The organism is Variovorax sp. V116 (genome assembly GCF_041154435.1).
Taxonomy (GTDB): domain Bacteria; phylum Pseudomonadota; class Gammaproteobacteria; order Burkholderiales; family Burkholderiaceae_C; genus Variovorax; species Variovorax paradoxus.
Genome location: NZ_AP028661.1, coordinates 1,990,068 through 2,006,421, shown reverse-complemented (window position 1 = coordinate 2,006,421; position 16,354 = coordinate 1,990,068). Strand labels below are relative to the sequence as shown.

General features: G+C 68.5%; 17 protein-coding genes. 7 read left to right on the top strand and 10 right to left on the bottom strand.

Annotation, left to right across the window (positions count from 1 at the left end; all coding sequences use genetic code 11):
* Window positions 1-87 precede the first annotated feature (87 nt).
* The 5 genes from ACAM58_RS09470 to ACAM58_RS09450 all read left to right on the top strand — a co-directional run bounded on the left by ACAM58_RS09470 (window position 88) and on the right by ACAM58_RS09450 (window position 4,680).
* On the top strand, window positions 88-804 hold the full coding sequence (locus ACAM58_RS09470) for a phosphatase PAP2 family protein (RefSeq protein WP_012746985.1): 717 nt from the start codon (window positions 88-90) through the stop codon (window positions 802-804).
* Window positions 805-897: 93 nt separating this feature from the next.
* Window positions 898-1,140 carry an acyl carrier protein gene (locus tag ACAM58_RS09465; RefSeq protein WP_012746984.1) on the top strand — a complete coding sequence of 81 codons (243 nt, stop codon included), beginning with the start codon at window positions 898-900 and terminating at the stop codon, window positions 1,138-1,140.
* A complete protein-coding gene (locus ACAM58_RS09460) occupies window positions 1,137-2,348 on the top strand; it encodes a beta-ketoacyl synthase (protein ID WP_012746983.1) in 1,212 nt (403 codons plus the stop codon). Before ACAM58_RS09465 ends, ACAM58_RS09460 begins: the two co-directional genes overlap by 4 nt.
* Window positions 2,349-2,423: 75 nt before the next feature.
* Window positions 2,424-2,846: a DUF2501 domain-containing protein gene (locus ACAM58_RS09455; protein ID WP_026283808.1), complete on the top strand. Its 423-nt coding sequence runs from the start codon at window positions 2,424-2,426 to the stop codon at window positions 2,844-2,846.
* An 88-nt stretch (window positions 2,847-2,934) separates the two neighbouring features.
* The gene (locus tag ACAM58_RS09450; RefSeq protein ID WP_369664355.1) at window positions 2,935-4,680 is read left to right on the top strand and encodes a SulP family inorganic anion transporter; all 1,746 of its coding nucleotides are present in this window, start codon (window positions 2,935-2,937) and stop codon (window positions 4,678-4,680) included.
* Window positions 4,681-4,685: 5 nt separating this feature from the next.
* On the opposite strand, the gene ACAM58_RS09445 is transcribed toward ACAM58_RS09450, so the two are convergent.
* The 5 genes from ACAM58_RS09445 to clpB form a co-directional block, all read right to left on the bottom strand.
* The gene (locus ACAM58_RS09445; protein WP_230537704.1) at window positions 4,686-5,255 is read right to left on the bottom strand and encodes a DUF3299 domain-containing protein; all 570 of its coding nucleotides are present in this window, start codon (window positions 5,253-5,255) and stop codon (window positions 4,686-4,688) included.
* A gap of 69 nt (window positions 5,256-5,324) precedes the next feature.
* Entirely contained in the window at window positions 5,325-5,732 is a 408-nt protein-coding gene (gene arfB / locus ACAM58_RS09440) for an alternative ribosome rescue aminoacyl-tRNA hydrolase ArfB (protein WP_369664354.1), read from the bottom strand.
* A gap of 16 nt (window positions 5,733-5,748) precedes the next feature.
* Complete coding sequence (locus ACAM58_RS09435) at window positions 5,749-6,933, bottom strand: acetyl-CoA C-acyltransferase family protein (RefSeq protein WP_369664353.1); 1,185 nt, start codon at window positions 6,931-6,933, stop codon at window positions 5,749-5,751.
* Window positions 6,934-7,054: 121 nt separating this feature from the next.
* Complete coding sequence (locus ACAM58_RS09430; RefSeq protein WP_369664352.1) at window positions 7,055-7,399, bottom strand: hypothetical protein; 345 nt, start codon at window positions 7,397-7,399, stop codon at window positions 7,055-7,057.
* A gap of 6 nt (window positions 7,400-7,405) precedes the next feature.
* The gene (gene clpB, locus ACAM58_RS09425) at window positions 7,406-10,027 is read right to left on the bottom strand and encodes an ATP-dependent chaperone ClpB (protein ID WP_369664351.1); all 2,622 of its coding nucleotides are present in this window, start codon (window positions 10,025-10,027) and stop codon (window positions 7,406-7,408) included.
* A gap of 140 nt (window positions 10,028-10,167) precedes the next feature.
* On the opposite strand from clpB, the gene ACAM58_RS09420 reads away from it, so the two are divergent.
* Window positions 10,168-11,160: a Bug family tripartite tricarboxylate transporter substrate binding protein gene (locus tag ACAM58_RS09420; RefSeq protein WP_012746975.1), complete on the top strand. Its 993-nt coding sequence runs from the start codon at window positions 10,168-10,170 to the stop codon at window positions 11,158-11,160.
* Here ACAM58_RS09420 and ACAM58_RS09415 read toward each other — a convergent pair whose 3' ends face one another.
* A complete protein-coding gene (locus ACAM58_RS09415) occupies window positions 11,161-11,637 on the bottom strand; it encodes a molybdenum cofactor biosynthesis protein MoaE (RefSeq protein WP_012746974.1) in 477 nt (158 codons plus the stop codon). It lies immediately after the preceding gene.
* 252 nt (window positions 11,638-11,889) lie between these two features.
* Here ACAM58_RS09415 and ACAM58_RS09410 point away from each other — a divergent pair, with 252 nt between their 5' ends.
* Complete coding sequence (locus tag ACAM58_RS09410) at window positions 11,890-12,786, top strand: 4-hydroxy-tetrahydrodipicolinate synthase (protein WP_369664350.1); 897 nt, start codon at window positions 11,890-11,892, stop codon at window positions 12,784-12,786.
* Here ACAM58_RS09410 and moaD read toward each other — a convergent pair.
* The 4 genes from moaD to thrC all read right to left on the bottom strand — a co-directional run bounded on the left by moaD (window position 12,773) and on the right by thrC (window position 16,351).
* Window positions 12,773-13,024 (bottom strand): molybdopterin converting factor subunit 1, encoded by a 252-nt coding sequence (gene moaD / locus ACAM58_RS09405; protein ID WP_369664349.1) that lies wholly within the window; start codon window positions 13,022-13,024, stop codon window positions 12,773-12,775. The genes ACAM58_RS09410 and moaD overlap by 14 nt on opposite strands.
* A 12-nt stretch (window positions 13,025-13,036) precedes the next feature.
* Window positions 13,037-14,314 (bottom strand): gephyrin-like molybdotransferase Glp, encoded by a 1,278-nt coding sequence (gene glp, locus ACAM58_RS09400; protein WP_018902994.1) that lies wholly within the window; start codon window positions 14,312-14,314, stop codon window positions 13,037-13,039.
* On the bottom strand, window positions 14,307-14,852 hold the full coding sequence (gene mobB / locus ACAM58_RS09395) for a molybdopterin-guanine dinucleotide biosynthesis protein B (RefSeq protein WP_018902995.1): 546 nt from the start codon (window positions 14,850-14,852) through the stop codon (window positions 14,307-14,309). The genes glp and mobB overlap by 8 nt, the downstream gene beginning before the upstream one ends.
* 83 nt (window positions 14,853-14,935) lie before the next feature.
* On the bottom strand, window positions 14,936-16,351 hold the full coding sequence (thrC, locus tag ACAM58_RS09390; RefSeq protein ID WP_018902996.1) for a threonine synthase: 1,416 nt from the start codon (window positions 16,349-16,351) through the stop codon (window positions 14,936-14,938).
* Window positions 16,352-16,354 lie beyond the last annotated feature (3 nt).

The window sequence follows — 16,354 nt, the reverse complement described above, 5'->3', positions numbered from 1 at the left end:
AGCTCGCCTCGATGCCGCCACGCCGTCACGGCGCTCTGGCAAGATCGGCCGGCCGACGAAAACCACGGACCTCCGACCCACCTGCCCATGGCGCCCCTTCCGCGAACGCACAGCCCCCAGACCTGGACCGCAGACATCGGCGCGCGCATTCGCCGCCTCTTCTGGCTCAAGGCGATCGGCACCACGATCTTCACCTGGCTCTTCTTCATCGGCTACTTCCACATGCTGCGCAACCCGGCCTACCCGGTCGTGGTGATGCCGCTCACGGCGCTGGACCACCTGATTCCGTTCCAGCCCTACACGCTGGGCGCCTACCTCTCGCTGTGGTTCTACGTGGGCATCGCGCCCGGCCTGCAGCCCAACTTCCGCGAGCTGGTGGTGTACGGGCTGTGGATCGGCGCGCTGTGCCTGACGGGGCTGGGCCTCTTCTACTTCTGGCCGACGCAGATACCGCCGCTGGCCATCGACGTGTCGGGCTATCCCGGCTTTGCGATGCTGCAGGGCGTGGACGCAGCGGGCAACGCCTGCCCCTCGATGCACGTGGCGGTGGCCATCTTCACGGCCATCCGGCTGGACCACGTGCTGCGCGAGGCGCGCACGCCGGTCTTCCTGCGCCTTGCCAACTGGCTGTGGTTTGCCGCCATTGCGTATTCGACATTGGCCGTCAAGCAGCACGTGGTGCTCGACGCGCTGGCCGGCGCGCTGCTGGGAATGGCCTTCGCGCTTCCTTCGCTGCGCTGGCGGCCGGAGGGCATGCGCCGGAGCAATACCCTGGTGGGAGCGGATATCATTGGCCATCACTGACCCACAAGCCGAGCGAGGAAGGGGTCGATCCCATGGCGCGCCCCGAGGGCGGCGATCGATCAGCGGCCGGCACACGACAACAGGCATCGCACGATGAGTTCGCTGAAGGAATTGCAGGACCTGATCCACGAGAAGTACGGTATCGAACCGTCCAAGCTCGACCCCAACGCATCGATGCGCGAAACCGGCGGGCTCGACTCGCTGGCATTGGCCGAGTTCCTGTTTGCCATCGAAGACCACTTCGGCATCACCATGCCCGATGAAGACGCCAACATCGACACGCTGAACGAACTCGCGGTGCTGGTCGACAAGGTCAGGGCCGCGAAGACAGCGTGAAGCACGAGGTCTGCGTCACCGGCCTGGGCGTCGTGGCGCCGCACGGCGACGAGCCCGGCGCGCTGTTCCAGGCCCTGCTCGACGGCCAGTCGGCCATCCGGCCGGTCTTCCCCGAACTGCCCAAGCCCGCCGCCGCCGCCACGGTGGACTTCGACGAAACACGCTGGTTCACCAAGCTGCAGCTCGCCGGCGTCGACCGCGTGAGCCAGCTCGCGGTGGCCGCCGCCGACCTCGCGCTGCGCGATGCAGGCCTTGCCGCCCACAACGACGCCGATCCTGAACGCATCGGCATCTATGCCGGCTGCGGCATGGGCGGCGCCGCGGCGCTCGAAGCCGCCTACCGCGGCAACGGGCGGGTCTCGCCGCTCACCATTCCCGCCTTCATGCCCAACGCGCCCGCCGCCCACGTCGCCATGCGCCAGGGCGTGCAGGGGCCGGTGCTGACCTACTCGGTCGCCTGCGCCTCGTCGTCGGTGGCCATTGCCGAAGCGGCCAAGGCCATCGAGCGCGGTGAAGTCGACATGGCCATTGCCGGCGGCAGCGAAGCGCTGATCGTGCCGGGCGTGGTGCTGGCCTGGCAGGCCATGCAAACCCTGGCCAGCTTCCAGCCCGGCGAAGCGGCCGGCGCGGTGCGGCCCTTTGCGAGCGACCGCAGCGGCTTTGCGCTGGGCGAAGGCGCGGCCTTCCTGGTGCTCGAATCCGCCGAACGCGCACGCAGCCGTGGCGCCCGCAGCTACGCCACGCTGGCCGGCTGGGGCCTCGGCAGCGACGCCACCCATCTCACCAAGCCCGACGCACCCGGCCAGGCGCGCGCGCTGCGCCAGGCGCTGCGCCAGGCCGGCCTCCAGCCGCGCGACGTGGGCTACTGCAATGCGCACGGCACGGCCACGCGCATCGGCGACGTGGTCGAGCGCAACGCATTGGCCGATGTGTGGGGCGACGACCTGGACAGCCTGCGCGTCAGCTCCACCAAGGCGCTGCACGGCCACATGCTCGGCGCCGCGGGTGCCATCGAGGCGCTCATCACGGTGCTGGCATTGCACCGCCGCCAGCTGCCGCCGAACGCGAACTGCAGCGAGGTCGATCCGGCCTGCAGCCTGAACCTCGTCACGCAGCACGACACCAGCGCGCCCAACATCGAGGCGGCCATGAGCAACTCCTTCGCATTCGGCGGCACGAATTCCGTGCTGCTCTTCCGCCGCGCGTGAAACCGGGGTTCCGTCGGGGGTATGCTGACGATGGAATCTTCATTCAATCACCTCGACAAACGGGAGTTCGTCATCATGCGTTTTCGCACCGCACTGATTTCCATCGCGCTGGTTGCGGCCAGTGTCTCGGCCTCGGCCCAGTCGGACCTGCTCGGCAAGCTCAAGGACCAGATGGGCTCCTCGGGCGGCGGCGCTGCCCTCGGCGAGAACCTCGGCTTCAAGATGCCCGCGATCGGCTCCAGCACCATGGGCAATGCGGCCGGCGTGCTGCAGTACTGCGTCAAGAACAACTACCTGGGCGGCGACGCGGCCTCGGTGAAGGACAAGCTGCTGGCCAGGATCACCGGCCAGAAGCAGCAGGAAACCGGCTTCGCGAGCGGCGCCAAGGGGCTGCTCAAGGGCGGCGACGGCAAGACGCTCAACTTGAAGATGCTCTCCTCGAAGGTGAAGGAAAAAGCCTGCGACTACGTGCTCAAGAACGCGAGCTCGCTGGTCTAGCCGTTCTCCCATGCGCGCGGCCCGAATGGCCGCGCAGGTTTCCCTCTGCGGTGGCGCAGGACAATCGCCAGCAAGCCACCCACCATCCATGAATCCGGCAGCCACCCCCTCCTCCGCTTCTTCCTCCCTGCGCCAGCGCATCGCGCGCTGGGTTCCCTGCCTGGCCTGGCCCCGTCCGTCCGCGGCGCTGCTGCGCAACGAGGCCATGGCGGGCATCACGGTGGCGCTGATGGTGCTTCCGCAGGGCGTGGCCTATGCCGCGCTGGCGGGCATGCCGCTGGTCACCGGCGTGTATGCGGCGCTGTTCCCGGCGCTCATCGCGGTGATCTTCAGCTCGTCGCAGCGGCTGTCGGTCGGGCCCACGGCGCTCACCAGCCTGCTGGTGGGCGCATCGCTCGCGCCGCTGGCGGTGCCCGGCAGCGCCGAATGGGTGGAAATGGCGGTGTGGCTCACGCTGATGTCGGGCGCGATCCAGATCGTGCTGGGCATCGGGCGCTTCGGCTGGCTGCTGCGGCTGGTCAACTCGCCGGTGCTGATCGGCTTCACGCAGGGCGCGGCGGTGCTGATCGCCATCTCGCAGCTGCCGGCGCTGCTCGGCTTCACGGGGCGCACCCTTCCCCAGGTGCTGCAGGGCGGGCCGCCGCCGGACCTGATCGCCATCGCCTTCGGGCTCGGCAGCATCGCCGTGCTGTGGCTCGGCAAGCGGCTCGCGCCGCGCTTCCCGACCACCATGGCGCTGGTGGCGGGCGCCGCGGCCATCAGCTGGAGCATCGACTACGCACTGCGCGGCGGGGCCGTGGTGGGCAGCCTGCCCTCGGGCCTGCCGTCCTTCTACTGGCCAGGCCTGCTGCCGCTGAGCACATTCAGCGCGCTGGTGCTGCCCGCGCTGATGATCACGCTCGTGAGCTTTCTCGAAACCGCGTCGAGCGCCAAGGTCGACAATGCCCGCGCCGGCACGCTCTGGAACGAAAACCAGGACCTGATCGGCCAGGGCCTGGCCAAGCTGGCCTCGGGCTTCACGGGCGCCTTTCCCACCAGTTCCTCGTTCTCGCGCTCGGCCATCACGCTGTATGCGGGCGCCCAGACCGGGTGGGCCACATTGTTCAGCGTGGTGGTGGTGGCCGGCGCGCTGCTGTGGCTGATGCCGCTGCTCTATCACGTGCCGCAGGCGGTGCTGGCGGCGGTGGTGATCACGGCCATCCTGGGGCTGGTCAAGCCGGCGAGCTTCGTCGCGCTCTGGCGCGTGTCGCGCATCGAGGCGGGCATTTCGTTCGGCACCTTCGTGCTGACCATTGCCACGGCGCCGAGCATCTACTGGGGCGTGCTGGGCGGCCTGCTCGCGAGCCTGGCGCATTACATGTACCGCCACCTGCATCCGCGCATCATCGAGGTGGGCCTGCATCCCGACGGCAGCCTGCGCGACCGCAAGCTATGGAAGCTGCCGCCGCTGGCACCACAGCTCTATGCGCTGCGCATGGATGCCGAGCTCGACTTCGCCTCGGCCTCCACGCTCGAACGCGCGCTCACGACCGCGCTGGCCGAGCGCCCCGAACTCACCGACGTGTGCCTTTTTGCGCAGCCCATCAACCGCATCGACATCACGGGCGCCGAAGTGTTCGGCTCGATCCGCCGGATGATGGAAGCCAAGGGCGTACGCCTGCACCTGAGCGGCCTGAAGCTGCCGGCCATGCAGGTGCTGGAGCGCGCTGGCCTGCTCGCGCCGGGGCCGATGCTGTTCAGCTACCGCACCGACGGCGAGGCGCTGGCGGCGCTGACGCAGCAGCAGGCCGAAGTTCCGCCGCTGCCGGTGCCGGAGGGCGACGACGGCGGCTGAACACGTCAGCGCGCCGTGACGAAAGGCTCCACCGAGGCCGACTTGATCTCGTAGCCGCTCACGCCCATGTCCACGGAGGAATAGCGCGCCGCCTTCAGCAGGCCGCTCACGTGCACCGTGTCCATCGCATGCAGGCCCTTCACGGTATCGGCCGCGACCACGTGCACGATCTGGTTGGCGGGCGGCGGCGGGGTGTGGATGCAGGCGCCGAAGTAAGGCACCAGCAGGAACTCGCGGATGCCGCCCTGCGTGTTGTCCAGCGGAACGACAAAACCCGACAGGCGCGCCGCCGTGCCGTCGAGCGCCACGTTGACCGGCGCGTTGTCCCAGACGGCGCGCATCTCGTCCAGCATCTGGATCGCGCGCGGGTCGTTGTCGCGCAGCGACTCCAGGCTCAGGTTGCGGTAGCGCTTGGTCGGGTCCCAATCCTTGGGAACGAGCGCTTCCCACTTGAGTTCCTGCACGGCACCCGCCGGCGCTGCGCCGCTGCCCGCGGCCGGCCCGCAGCCCGCCAGGGCAGCGGCCCCCAGCGCCAGCAGGAAGGCCGGCAAAGCGCGGCGGAAGAAGGCTCTCATGCTGTCCATTGTGCTTGCGGCCGGTGTCCGCCGCCTTAGCGGGGCCTTAAGCGCCGGCCAGCCAGCCGGTCAGTCCCGCACCGGCCCGCGCAGGTTCTTGATCTGCGAGCGCTGGCTCTTGCCTTCGAGCCGGCGCTGCTTCGAACCGTAGGTGGGCTTGGTGGCGCGCCGCACGCGCGGCGGCGTGGCCACGCTGTCGACCACCTCCTGCAGCCGCGCGAGCGCATCGGCGCGGTTCATTTCCTGCGTGCGGTGCTGCTGCGCCTTCAGCACGAAGACGCCCTCCTGCGTGATGCGGCTGTCGCGCAGCGCGAGCATCCGCTCCTTCACGTCGGCGGGCAGCGAGCTCGCATGGATGTCGTAGCGCAGGTGCACCGCGCCCGACACCTTGTTGACGTTCTGGCCGCCCGCGCCCTGCGCGCGGATGGCGCTGAACTCGACCTCGTCGGGGTCGATCAGGATGGGTGGGCGGAGCATGCCCGCAAGTGTGCCTTCAAACGCGTTCGAACACGGCGGCGATGCCCTGCCCGCCGCCGATGCACATCGTGACCAGCGCATAACGCCCGCCGGTGCGGTGCAGCTCGGCAATCGCCTTCGTGGTGATGATCGCGCCGGTCGCGCCCACCGGGTGGCCCAGCGAAATGCCCGAGCCGTTCGGGTTGACCTTGGCCGGATCGAAGCCCAGTTCCTTGATGACCGCGCAGGCCTGCGCCGCAAAGGCCTCGTTCGACTCGATCACGTCGAAGTCGGCGACCTTCAGCCCGGTGCGCTCCAGCACCTTGCGCGTGGCCGGCACCGGGCCGATGCCCATGTACGCGGGCTCCACGCCGGCGTGCGCATAGCCGACCAGGCGCGCCAGCGGCCTCAGGCCCCGCGCCTTGACGCTCTCGCCGCTGGCCAGCACCACGGCGGCCGCACCATCGTTGATGCCCGAGGCATTGCCGGCCGTCACGAGGCCGTCCTTCTTGAACGCGGGCTTCATCTTCGAGAGCGTCTCGGCGGTGGTGTCGGCGCGCACATGCTCGTCGGTGTCGAACAGCACGACGCCCTTGCGCGTCTTCACCTCGACCGGGACGATCTGCGCCGTGAAGCGGCCCGCCGCAATGGCCGCCGCCGCGCGCTGCTGGCTGGCCACGGCCAGTTCGTCCATCTGCTCACGCGTGATGCCGTAGCGCGCCGCCACGTTCTCGGCCGTGATGCCCATGTGGATCTTCTCCCACGGGTCGTGCAGGATGCCCAGCATGTAGTCGACCAGCACCGCATCGCCCATGCGTGCGCCGTAGCGCGCGGATGTGTCGAAGTACGGCCCGCGGCTCATCGATTCCGAGCCGCCGCCGATGGCGATGTCGCAGTCGCCCAGCGCAATGGCCTGCGCCGCCGACACGATCGCCTGCAGGCCGGAGCCGCAGAGCCGGTTGACGTTGAAGGCCGGCGTCTCGATCGGGCAGCCCGCATCGATGGCGGCCACGCGGCTCAGGTAGGCGTCCTTCACGTCGGTGGGAATCACGTTGCCCATGACCACATGGCCGATGGCATCGGCCGCCACGCCGCTACGCGCGATGGCGGCCTTGACGGCGGTGGTGGCCAGTTGGGTGTTGGGCACATCCTTCAGCGCGCCGCCGAAGGTGCCGATGGCGGTGCGGGCAGTGCCGACCACGAAGATGTCGCGTGTTGTCATGGGAATGTCTCTCCTGGATGAAAGCAATATCCGCCTGGGGCGGCGGTCGCAGGAGGACGATTTTGACGGCGAACCGCGCAGCCGGCTGTCGCGAGCGGCATATCGCCGCCCGGGCAGCGGATCAGCCGCGCGAAACCGATTTCGGAGAAACGTCGGTCACGTCGCGGGCGCTGCCCCGAATGCGTTCCGGGCGCACCACGGATTCGCCGCGCGCGCGTGCGTTGGCGGTGTCGGCCGCGCTCGGTTCGCCCGGCCGTGCCGCATTGCGAAAACGCTCGAAGCCCGAACGCGGGTTGAAGCGCCCGCCCATCGAAGCCATCCAGGGCGCCACGGGCTTGCCCGTGATCCGCCCCCAGGCGTAGCGGACGCCCCACACGGCCGCCAGCAACATGACGGCGACCGCCAGGCTGGCCGCAAAGACCAGCCCCAGGAGCAGAAGAATGACGCGAAAAATGAAGTTCATCATCCGACTTTAGGCCGCAACCGCCTCCGATGGTTCCCCGGCCTTGGTGAACGAGAACTGGCCGGGGGTGCGGATCGGGTCGGTATTCACTTCGATCGTGTCCTTCGGTCCGAAGCTGCCGTCGAGCAGCAGCTTGGAGAGCGGATTCTCGATGCGCTGCTGGATCGCGCGCTTGAGCGGCCGCGCGCCGAACACCGGGTCGAAGCCGACCTTGGCAATCTCGGCCAGCGCCGCGGGCGACACCTCCAGGCCCAGGTCCATCTTCGCGAGCCGCGCCTGCAGCACCTTGAGCTGGATCGCGGCAATCGATTCGATGTTCTTCGCGTCGAGCGCATGGAACACCACGGTCTCGTCGATGCGGTTCAGGAACTCGGGTCGGAAGTAGTTCTTGAGCTCGTCCCACACCGCTTCCTTGATCTCCTCGGCGGGCTGGCCCACCATCGACTGGATGATCGGCGAGCCGATGTTGCTGGTCATCACGATCACGGTGTTCTTGAAGTCCACGGTACGGCCCTGGCCGTCCGTGAGGCGGCCATCGTCGAGCACCTGAAGCAGCACGTTGAACACGTCGTGGTGGGCCTTCTCGACCTCGTCGAGCAGCACCACGCTGTAGGGCTTGCGGCGCACGGCCTCGGTCAGGTAGCCGCCCTCCTCGTAGCCCACGTAGCCCGGCGGCGCGCCGATCAGGCGGGCGACCGAGTGCTTCTCCATGAATTCGCTCATGTCGATGCGGATCAGGTGGTCTTCGCTGTCGAACAGGAAGCCCGCGAGCGCCTTGCACAGCTCGGTCTTGCCCACGCCCGTGGGGCCGAGGAACAGGAACGAGCCGGTCGGGCGGTTCGGATCGGAGAGGCCCGAGCGCGAGCGGCGGATCGCATTGGCGACCGCGCCGATGGCCTCGTCCTGCCCCACCACGCGCTCATGCAGCTTGTCTTCCATCACGAGCAGCTTGTCGCGTTCGCCCTGCATCAGCTTGGCGACCGGAATGCCGGTGGCGCGCGCCACGACCTCGGCGATTTCTTCGGAGCCCACTTGCGTGCGCAGCAGCGTCGGCGCGCTGGACTTGCCCTTGCTCGCCTCGCTTTCCTCGGCCTCGCGCAGGCGCTTCTCCAGCGCCGGCAGCTGGCCGTATTGCAGCTCGGCGAGCTTGTTGAAGTCGCCCTTGCGCTTCCACTCCTCGATCTCGAACTTGATCTTGTCGATGTCCTCGCGGATCTTCGCGCTGCCCTGGGCCTGTGCCTTCTCGGCCTGCCAGATCTCGTCGTAGTCGGCGATCTCCTTCTGCAGGCGCGCGATCTCGTCCTCGATCAGGCCGAAGCGCTTCTGCGAGGCTTCGTCCTTTTCGCGCCGCACGGCCTCGCGCTCGATCTGCAGCTGGATCAGGCGGCGGTCGAGCCGGTCCATGACCTCGGGCTTGGAGTCCATCTCGATCTTGATCTTGGCCGCGGCCTCGTCGATCAGGTCGATGGCCTTGTCGGGCAGGAAGCGGTCGGTGATGTAGCGGTCGGAGAGTTCGGCCGCGGCCACGATGGCCGGGTCGGTGATCTGCACGCCATGGTGCACTTCGTACTTTTCCTGCAGGCCGCGCAGGATGGCGATGGTGGCCTCCACGCTGGGCTCGCCCACGATGATCTTCTGGAAGCGGCGCTCCAGCGCGGCGTCCTTCTCGATGTACTTGCGGTATTCGTCGAGCGTGGTGGCGCCCACGCAATGCAGCTCGCCGCGCGCGAGCGCGGGCTTGAGCATGTTGCCCGCGTCCATCGCGCCCTCGGCCTTGCCGGCGCCCACCATGGTGTGAAGCTCGTCGATGAAGACGATGGTCTGGCCTTCGTCCTTGGCAAGCTCGTTGAGCACGGTCTTCAGGCGTTCCTCGAACTCGCCGCGGAACTTGGCACCGGCCAGCAGTGCGGCCATGTCGAGCGAGAGCACGCGCTTGCCCTTGAGCGACTCGGGCACCTCGCCCGCGACGATGCGTTGCGCCAGGCCTTCGACGATGGCGGTCTTGCCCACGCCGGGCTCGCCGATGAGCACGGGGTTGTTCTTGGTGCGGCGCTGCAGCACCTGGATCGCGCGGCGGATTTCCTCGTCGCGGCCGATCACCGGATCGAGCTTGCCCAGGCGCGCGCGCTCGGTCAGGTCGAGGCAGTATTTCTTGAGGGCTTCGCGCTGGCCTTCGGCATCGGCGCTGTTCACGCCCTGGCCGCCGCGCACAGCGTCGATGGCGGACTCGAGCGACTTGCGGCTGAGGCCGTTTTCCTTGCCGATGCGGCCGATGTCGGACTTGCTGTCGGCAACGGCCAGCAAGAAGAGCTCGCCCGCAATGAACTGGTCATTGCGCTTGATGGCTTCTTTCTCGGTGGCCTGCAGCAGCTTGCCGAGCTCGGGGCCGACCTGCACGATGTCGTGGCCCTGCACCTGCGGCAGCTTCTTGATGGCCGCCTCGGCAGCGTTCGCGAGCCCCTGCACGTTGACGCCGGCGCGCTCCAGCAGGGCGCGCGGGCCGTCTTCCTGGCGCAGCATCGCGACCAGCAGGTGGGCCGGTTCGATGTAGGCGTTGTCGTTGCCGAGCGCGAGCGTCTGGGCATCGCTCAGCGCTTCCTGGAATTTGGTGGTGAGTTTGTCTTGTCGCATGGTGGTATTCCTGCATCCAAAATAGGGCTGTTCCGCCGGGATTCAAGTTTTGAATCGCGCTGGCGGAATGGGCACGGCTATTGCACGGTGCCGGGCACCTTCCTGCCGTAGGCATTTCTCTCTCTCGAATGGAGTCGATCATGGTTTTTTCAATGCAGCGCGTCCAGCCGGTTCGCCGGGCGCTCGGCGCCGGTCTCTTTCTAGCGGCCATGGGCCTCGCCGGCCTTGCGCAGGCGCAAGGCACGCCCATCCGCATCCTGGTGGGCTTTCCCGCGGGCGCGGGCACCGACGCCATCGCACGCACGCTGGGCGAAAAACTCAAGGACGTGCTGGGCGTGCCGGTGGTGGTCGAGAACCGCGCCGGCGCCGGCGGACAGATCGCGGCGCAGGCGCTCAAGGCAGCGCCGGCCGATGGCCACACGCTGTTCCTCTCGCACGACCATTCGATCTCCATCCTGCCGCAGGTGGTGAAGAACCCCGGCTTCAACCCTGCGACCGACTTCGTGCCGGTGGCCGGATTCGCCACCTTCGCCAATGTGCTGGCCGTCTCGGGCGGCACGCCCGCCAAGAGCATCGACGAGTACGTGAAGTGGGTTCGCACCCAGCGCGGCGGCAAGGAAACCATCGGCATTCCGGCACCGGCCTCGATCCCCGAGTTCCTGGTGAAGATGATCTCGGAAAAATACAAGATCGACGTGCAGCCCGCGCCCTACCGCGGCAGCGCGCCGATGACGGCGGACATGCTGGGCAACCAGATCACGGCCGGCATCGCCTCGGTGCCCGACTTCATCGAGAACCACAAGGCCGGCAAGGTGCGCATCGTGGCCTCCATCGGCGCCAAGCGCCAGGCCGTGCTGCCGAACGTGCCCACCTTCACCGAGCTGGGCTTCTCCAACCTGGAAGACCTGCCCTACTACGGCATCTTCGCGCCCGTGGGCACGCCGCAGCCGATCATCGACAAATACGGCGACGCGCTGCAGAAGGTGCTGGCCATGCCCGACGTGAAGCAGAAGCTCACGACCATGGGGCTCACGGTCGGCTACGAGCCGCAGGGCCAGTTCGCGGGCCGCGTGCGCAGCTACACGCAGACCTGGGAACGCATCATCCAGTCGAGCGGCTTCAAGCCTCTCTGACTAAGCATTGGGGGCGGTGATGCCCCAGCGCGCCAATGCGGCATCGTCGCTGACGCGCGCATCCACCCAGCGGGCGCCTTCGGGCGTCTGTTCTTTTTTCCAGAACGGGGCCTGGGTCTTCAGGTAGTCCATCAGGAACTCGCAGGCCTCGAAGCTCTGGCCGCGGTGGGCCGACACCACCGCCACCATCATGATCTGGTCGAGCGGCTGCAACAGGCCCACGCGGTGGATCACGCGCGCACCCAAAATATCGAAGCGCTTGTGCGCCTCATCGATCATGGCTTCAATGGCCTTTTCGGTCATGCCCGGGTAATGCTCGAGCTCCATCGAGGCCACGCTGCTGCCGTCGTTGCGATCCCGCACGGTGCCGACAAAGCTGCAGACCGCACCCACGCGTTTGTCGCCGGCGCGCAACGCGGCGACCTCCTGCCCCAGGTCGAAATCGGCTGTCTGGATCGAAACGCGTGCACCACTCATGCCGGGATTGTGGCATCGCGCTAGACTTCGGCAATGCCCCGCCTCGCCATGCTTTCTTCAGTGCCCTCGCACACCGAAGGCAGCCGTGCGCGCCAGGGCAGCAAAGCCAAAAAACCAAAGCTCGTCTGACCGGAGCTGCGGTTCCGTCGTCGGATGAGCGACGGAACCTGCCAAGGCTTTTGGCCCCGATTGGGTTGCGCGCGCATCGAACGACGGTTCCTTCCATCGGTCGATTCCCTCGAGGAAACCCGCGTGCCGTCATCGTCCATCCCCTCCTCCAGCCCTGATTTCTCGGGCCTCTGGATTCCCCTTGTCACGCCGTTCCAGCACGGCGCCGTCGACCACGCCGCGCTGTCGGCGCTGACACGCCGGCTCGCCGGCGACGGCGTGACCGGCTTCGTGGTCTGCGCCTCGACCGGCGAAGCCGCCGCGCTCGATGAAGCGGAACAGCTCGCCGCGCTCGACACGGTCCAGGCTGCCGCCGGCGGGCTGCCGATCATCATGGGCCTGTCGGGCTACCACCTGGGCAAGACCACGGCCTGGGTACGGCGGCTCGCCGAACGGCCGCTGGCGGGGCTGCAGGTGTCCGCGCCGCACTACATCCGGCCCTCGCAGGCCGGCCTGCTCGAATGGTTCCGCGCCATCGCCGACGCCAGCGCGGTGCCGCTGCTGGTCTACGACATTCCCTACCGCACCGGCGCGACCCTCACGCGCGAAACGCTGCTGGCGCTGGCCGAACACCCGCGCATCCGCGGCATCAAGGACTGCGGCGGCGACATGGCCAAGACGCGCGCCCTGATTGCCGACGGCAGGCTCCAGGTGCTGTCGGGCGAAGACCACCAGATCTTCGGCACCGTGGCCGAAGGCGGCGTGGGCGCCATCGCGGCGAGCGCGCATGTGCAGACGCGGCGCTTCGTGCAGGTGCTGCGCCTCCTGGCCGAGAACCGGCTGGCAGAAGCGCGCGCCGAATGGCAGCCGCTTCAGCCGCTGATCGAAATGCTGTTTGCGGAGCCGAACCCCGCGCCGCTCAAGGCGCTGCTGGCGCACGGCGGATCGATGCGCGACGAGCTGCGCTCGCCGATGACCCGCGCCTCCGATGCCTTGCGCGAGCGCCTGGTGGTGCTGGACGCCCGGCTCAGCCGCCCGTAACGGGCGGGAAGAAGGCGACCTCGCAGCCTTCGCGCAGCGCGGCCGCCTCGTCGCTCAAGGCCTGGTCGAGCGCCATGCGCACGGCCTTGCCGCGCGCCAGCGCCGCGGCGTACGCCCCGCCGCGCGCGATGAGTTCGTCGCGCAGCGCGGCCAGGGTAGCGGCACCGGTGTCGACGGTTTCGCCGCTGGTGTCGAGCGCCTCGCGCACGGAGGCGAAGTAACGGATCTGGACCTTCATGGACAGCCTCGGTCAGGCCAGCAGCGAGGCCAGGGGGATGAAATTCACCGTGTCGCCGGCCCGGATGGTCTGGCCGGGCGGGTTGTCAACGACGCCGTCGCCCCAAACCATCGAGGTCAGCACGCCCGAGCTCTGGTTGGCGAACAGGTCGAGCCCGCCGGCGGCGTTGCGCCGGGCGCGCAGGAACTCGCGGCGGCGGTCGGCGCGCGGCCAGTCGAAGTCGGCGCGCATCTGCACGGGCTCGGGCGCCACGCGCGTGGCGCCCTGCAGCGTCAGCAGGAACGGGCGCACGAGCAGCAGGAAGGTCAGGAAGCTGGACACAGGGTTGCCGGGCAGTCCCGTGACGTGGCAGCGCCCTTGCGCCTGGCCACCGGCCCTTGGTATCGAACCATAGGCGAAGGGCTTGCCGGGCTTCATCGAGAGCGACCACAGCTGCAGCTCGCCGAGCGCCTGCACCGCGGCCTTGATGTGGTCTTCCTCGCCCACCGACACGCCGCCGGTGGTGATGATCAGGTCGCTGCTTTCCGCAGCACCGCGCAGCGCCTCGATGGTGGCCTCGCGCTTGTCGGGCACGATGCCCAGGTCGTTCACCTCGCAGCCGAGCCGGTGCAGCAAGGCGCGCATGAAGAAGCGGTTGGAGTTGTAGATCGCGCCGGGCTTCATGGCCTCGGGCGCGACCTCGCCGGGCATCACCAGTTCGTCGCCGGTGGACAGCAGCGCGACGCGCGGCCGCCGGGCGACCTGGAGCCGGTCGAAGCCCACGCTGGCGGCGAGCCCGAGCGCGGCGGGCGTCAGGCGCTCGCCCTGGCGCAGCACCACGTCGCCGGCGGCCACGTCTTCTCCGGCGCGGCGAATCCACTGGCCGGCCGCGGGAACGATGTCGATGCGCACCGCGCCGAGCGTGCCTTCCTGCGGCACGGGCTGGGTGTCTTCTTGCATCACGATGGCGTCGGCGCCCTCGGGAATCTGGGCGCCGGTGAAGATGCGCGCCGCGGTGCCGGCCGCGAGCGGCGTGCCCACGGTGCCGGCGGGAATGCGCTGCGCGACCTGCAGCACAGCGCCCGGCGCGGCGCAGTCGGCCACGCGCACCGCATAGCCGTCCATCGAGCTGTTGTCGCGCGGCGGCACGGTGAGCGCGGAGACGATGTCCTGCGCGAGCACGCGGCCGTCCGCATCGAAGGTGGCCACGCTTTCGGCGGGCAACCTGGGCAGCGCCTTGGCGAGCAGGCTCGCAAGCGCTTCGTCGAGCGCCATCAGCGGCGGGCGCGAGGGAGCGGTGGAATCAGCCATGGTGTTCGGGGTTGTATTCGAAGCGGCTTGCGCTGTCGATCAACCACTGCGCGATGCCCTCGATGTCGTCGAGGTCGAACAGCGGCAGGCTGGTGGGCACCGGCAGGCTCGCGGGCGCATCGGTGGCAATGGCGGTCACGAAGGCGTCCTCGATGTACTGCGAGGGCCGGGGCGGCTTGCCGTCTTCGGGGGCGCGCCAGACCTCGATCTTGAGCAGGTCGCTGTGCTTGAAGCCCTCGACCAGCACCCAGTCGACGCCGTCATGGAGCTCGGCGATGAGGTCGTGCACCGACAGCTGCGAGGGCTGCTCGAATTCGCGGATCAGCGCGAGCCGCTTGTCCGACGCCACCACCACCTCGAAGGCCCCCGCCTCGCGATGGCGGTAGGTGTCCTTGCCGGGATGGTCGATGTCGAACTTGTGGTGCGCATGCTTGACCACCGACACGCGCTGGCCATGGAGCTTGAGCACGGGAATCAGGCGCTCGACCAGCGTGGTCTTGCCCGAACCCGAATACCCGGAAAAGCCGATCACCTTCATGTCGAGTTCCTGTGGCGGCCGTCTATGCGGCCGCCGAATGCATGTGCGGGGCAGCCGCTGCGGTGCGCGGCTTGCGGCAAGGGTCAGTCACAGTTCTGCGCGATGTAGGCCTTCACGGCCTCGGCATCGGCCGGCAGCTTGACGACCCGCTTGGGCAGCGCCTCGATGCCTTCGAACCTGGCCGGGCGCGCGGGCTCGTGGCCCAGCGCCTCCACCAGCGTGGCGGCAAACTTGATCGGCAGCGCGGTCTCCAGCACCACCATCGGCACGCCGGGCGCGAGGTGTTCGCGCGCGGCCTTGAGGCCGTCGGCCGTGTGCGGATCGACCAGCGTGGCAAAGCGCTTGTCGGTGTCGCGGATGGTGGCCAGGCGGTCGGCATGGGTGCTGCGGCTGCTCTTGAAGCCGAAGCGCTCCGCCGCCTGCCTGAACGCGGGATCGGCGCTCAGGTCGAAACGGCCCTGGCGGCCCAGATCGTCCACGAACAGCGAGCGCAGCTTGCCGGCATCGCGACCCACCAGGTCGAACACGAAGCGCTCGAAGTTGCTGGCCTTGCTGATGTCCATCGACGGGCTCGAGGTTTCGTGCGTGTCGGCCGCGGCGCGCACGCGGTAGATGCCGGTGCGGAAGAACTCGTCGAGCACGTCGTTCTCGTTGGTGGCAACCACCAGCGTCTGGATCGGCAGGCCCATCATGCGCGCCACGTGGCCCGCGCAGACGTTGCCGAAGTTGCCCGAGGGCACCGTGAAGCTCACGGGCTTGTCGTTGCTGGCCGTGGCCTGGAAGTAGCCCGCGAAGTAGTAGACGACCTGCGCGAGCAGCCGCGCCCAGTTGATCGAGTTGACCGTGCCGATGCGGTACTTGCGCTTGAAGCCCAGGTCGTTCGACACCGCCTTGACGATGTCCTGGCAGTCGTCGAACACGCCGCTGATGGCGATGTTGTGGATGTTCTGGTCCTGCAGGCTGAACATCTGCGCCTGCTGGAACGGGCTCATGCGGCCGTCGGGCGAGGTCATGAAGACGCGCACGCCCTTCTTGCCGCGCATGGCGTACTCGGCCGCGCTGCCGGTGTCGCCGCTGGTGGCGCCCAGGATGTTGAGCTCGGCGCCGCGGCGGGCCAGTTCGTACTCGAACAGGTTGCCCAGCAGCTGCATCGCCATGTCCTTGAAGGCCAGCGTGGGGCCGTTGGACAGGGCTTCGAGGTACACGCCGTCTTCCAGCTCGCGCAGCGGCACGATCTCGTCGCTGCCGAACACTTCGGCCGTGTAGGTCTTGGCGCAGATCGCCTTCAGGTCGGCCGGCGGAATGTCGTCGATGTAGAGCGAGAGGATCTCGAACGCCAGTTCCGCATACGGCAGCTCGCGCCATCCGGCGAGCGTGGCGGTGTCGACCTGCGGGTAGTGCTCGGGCAGGTAGAGGCCGCCATCGGGCGCGAGGCCTTCAAGCAGGATTTCGCAGAAACGCTTGCGGTCGGGGTGGCCGCGGGTGCTCAGGTAGTTCACGGT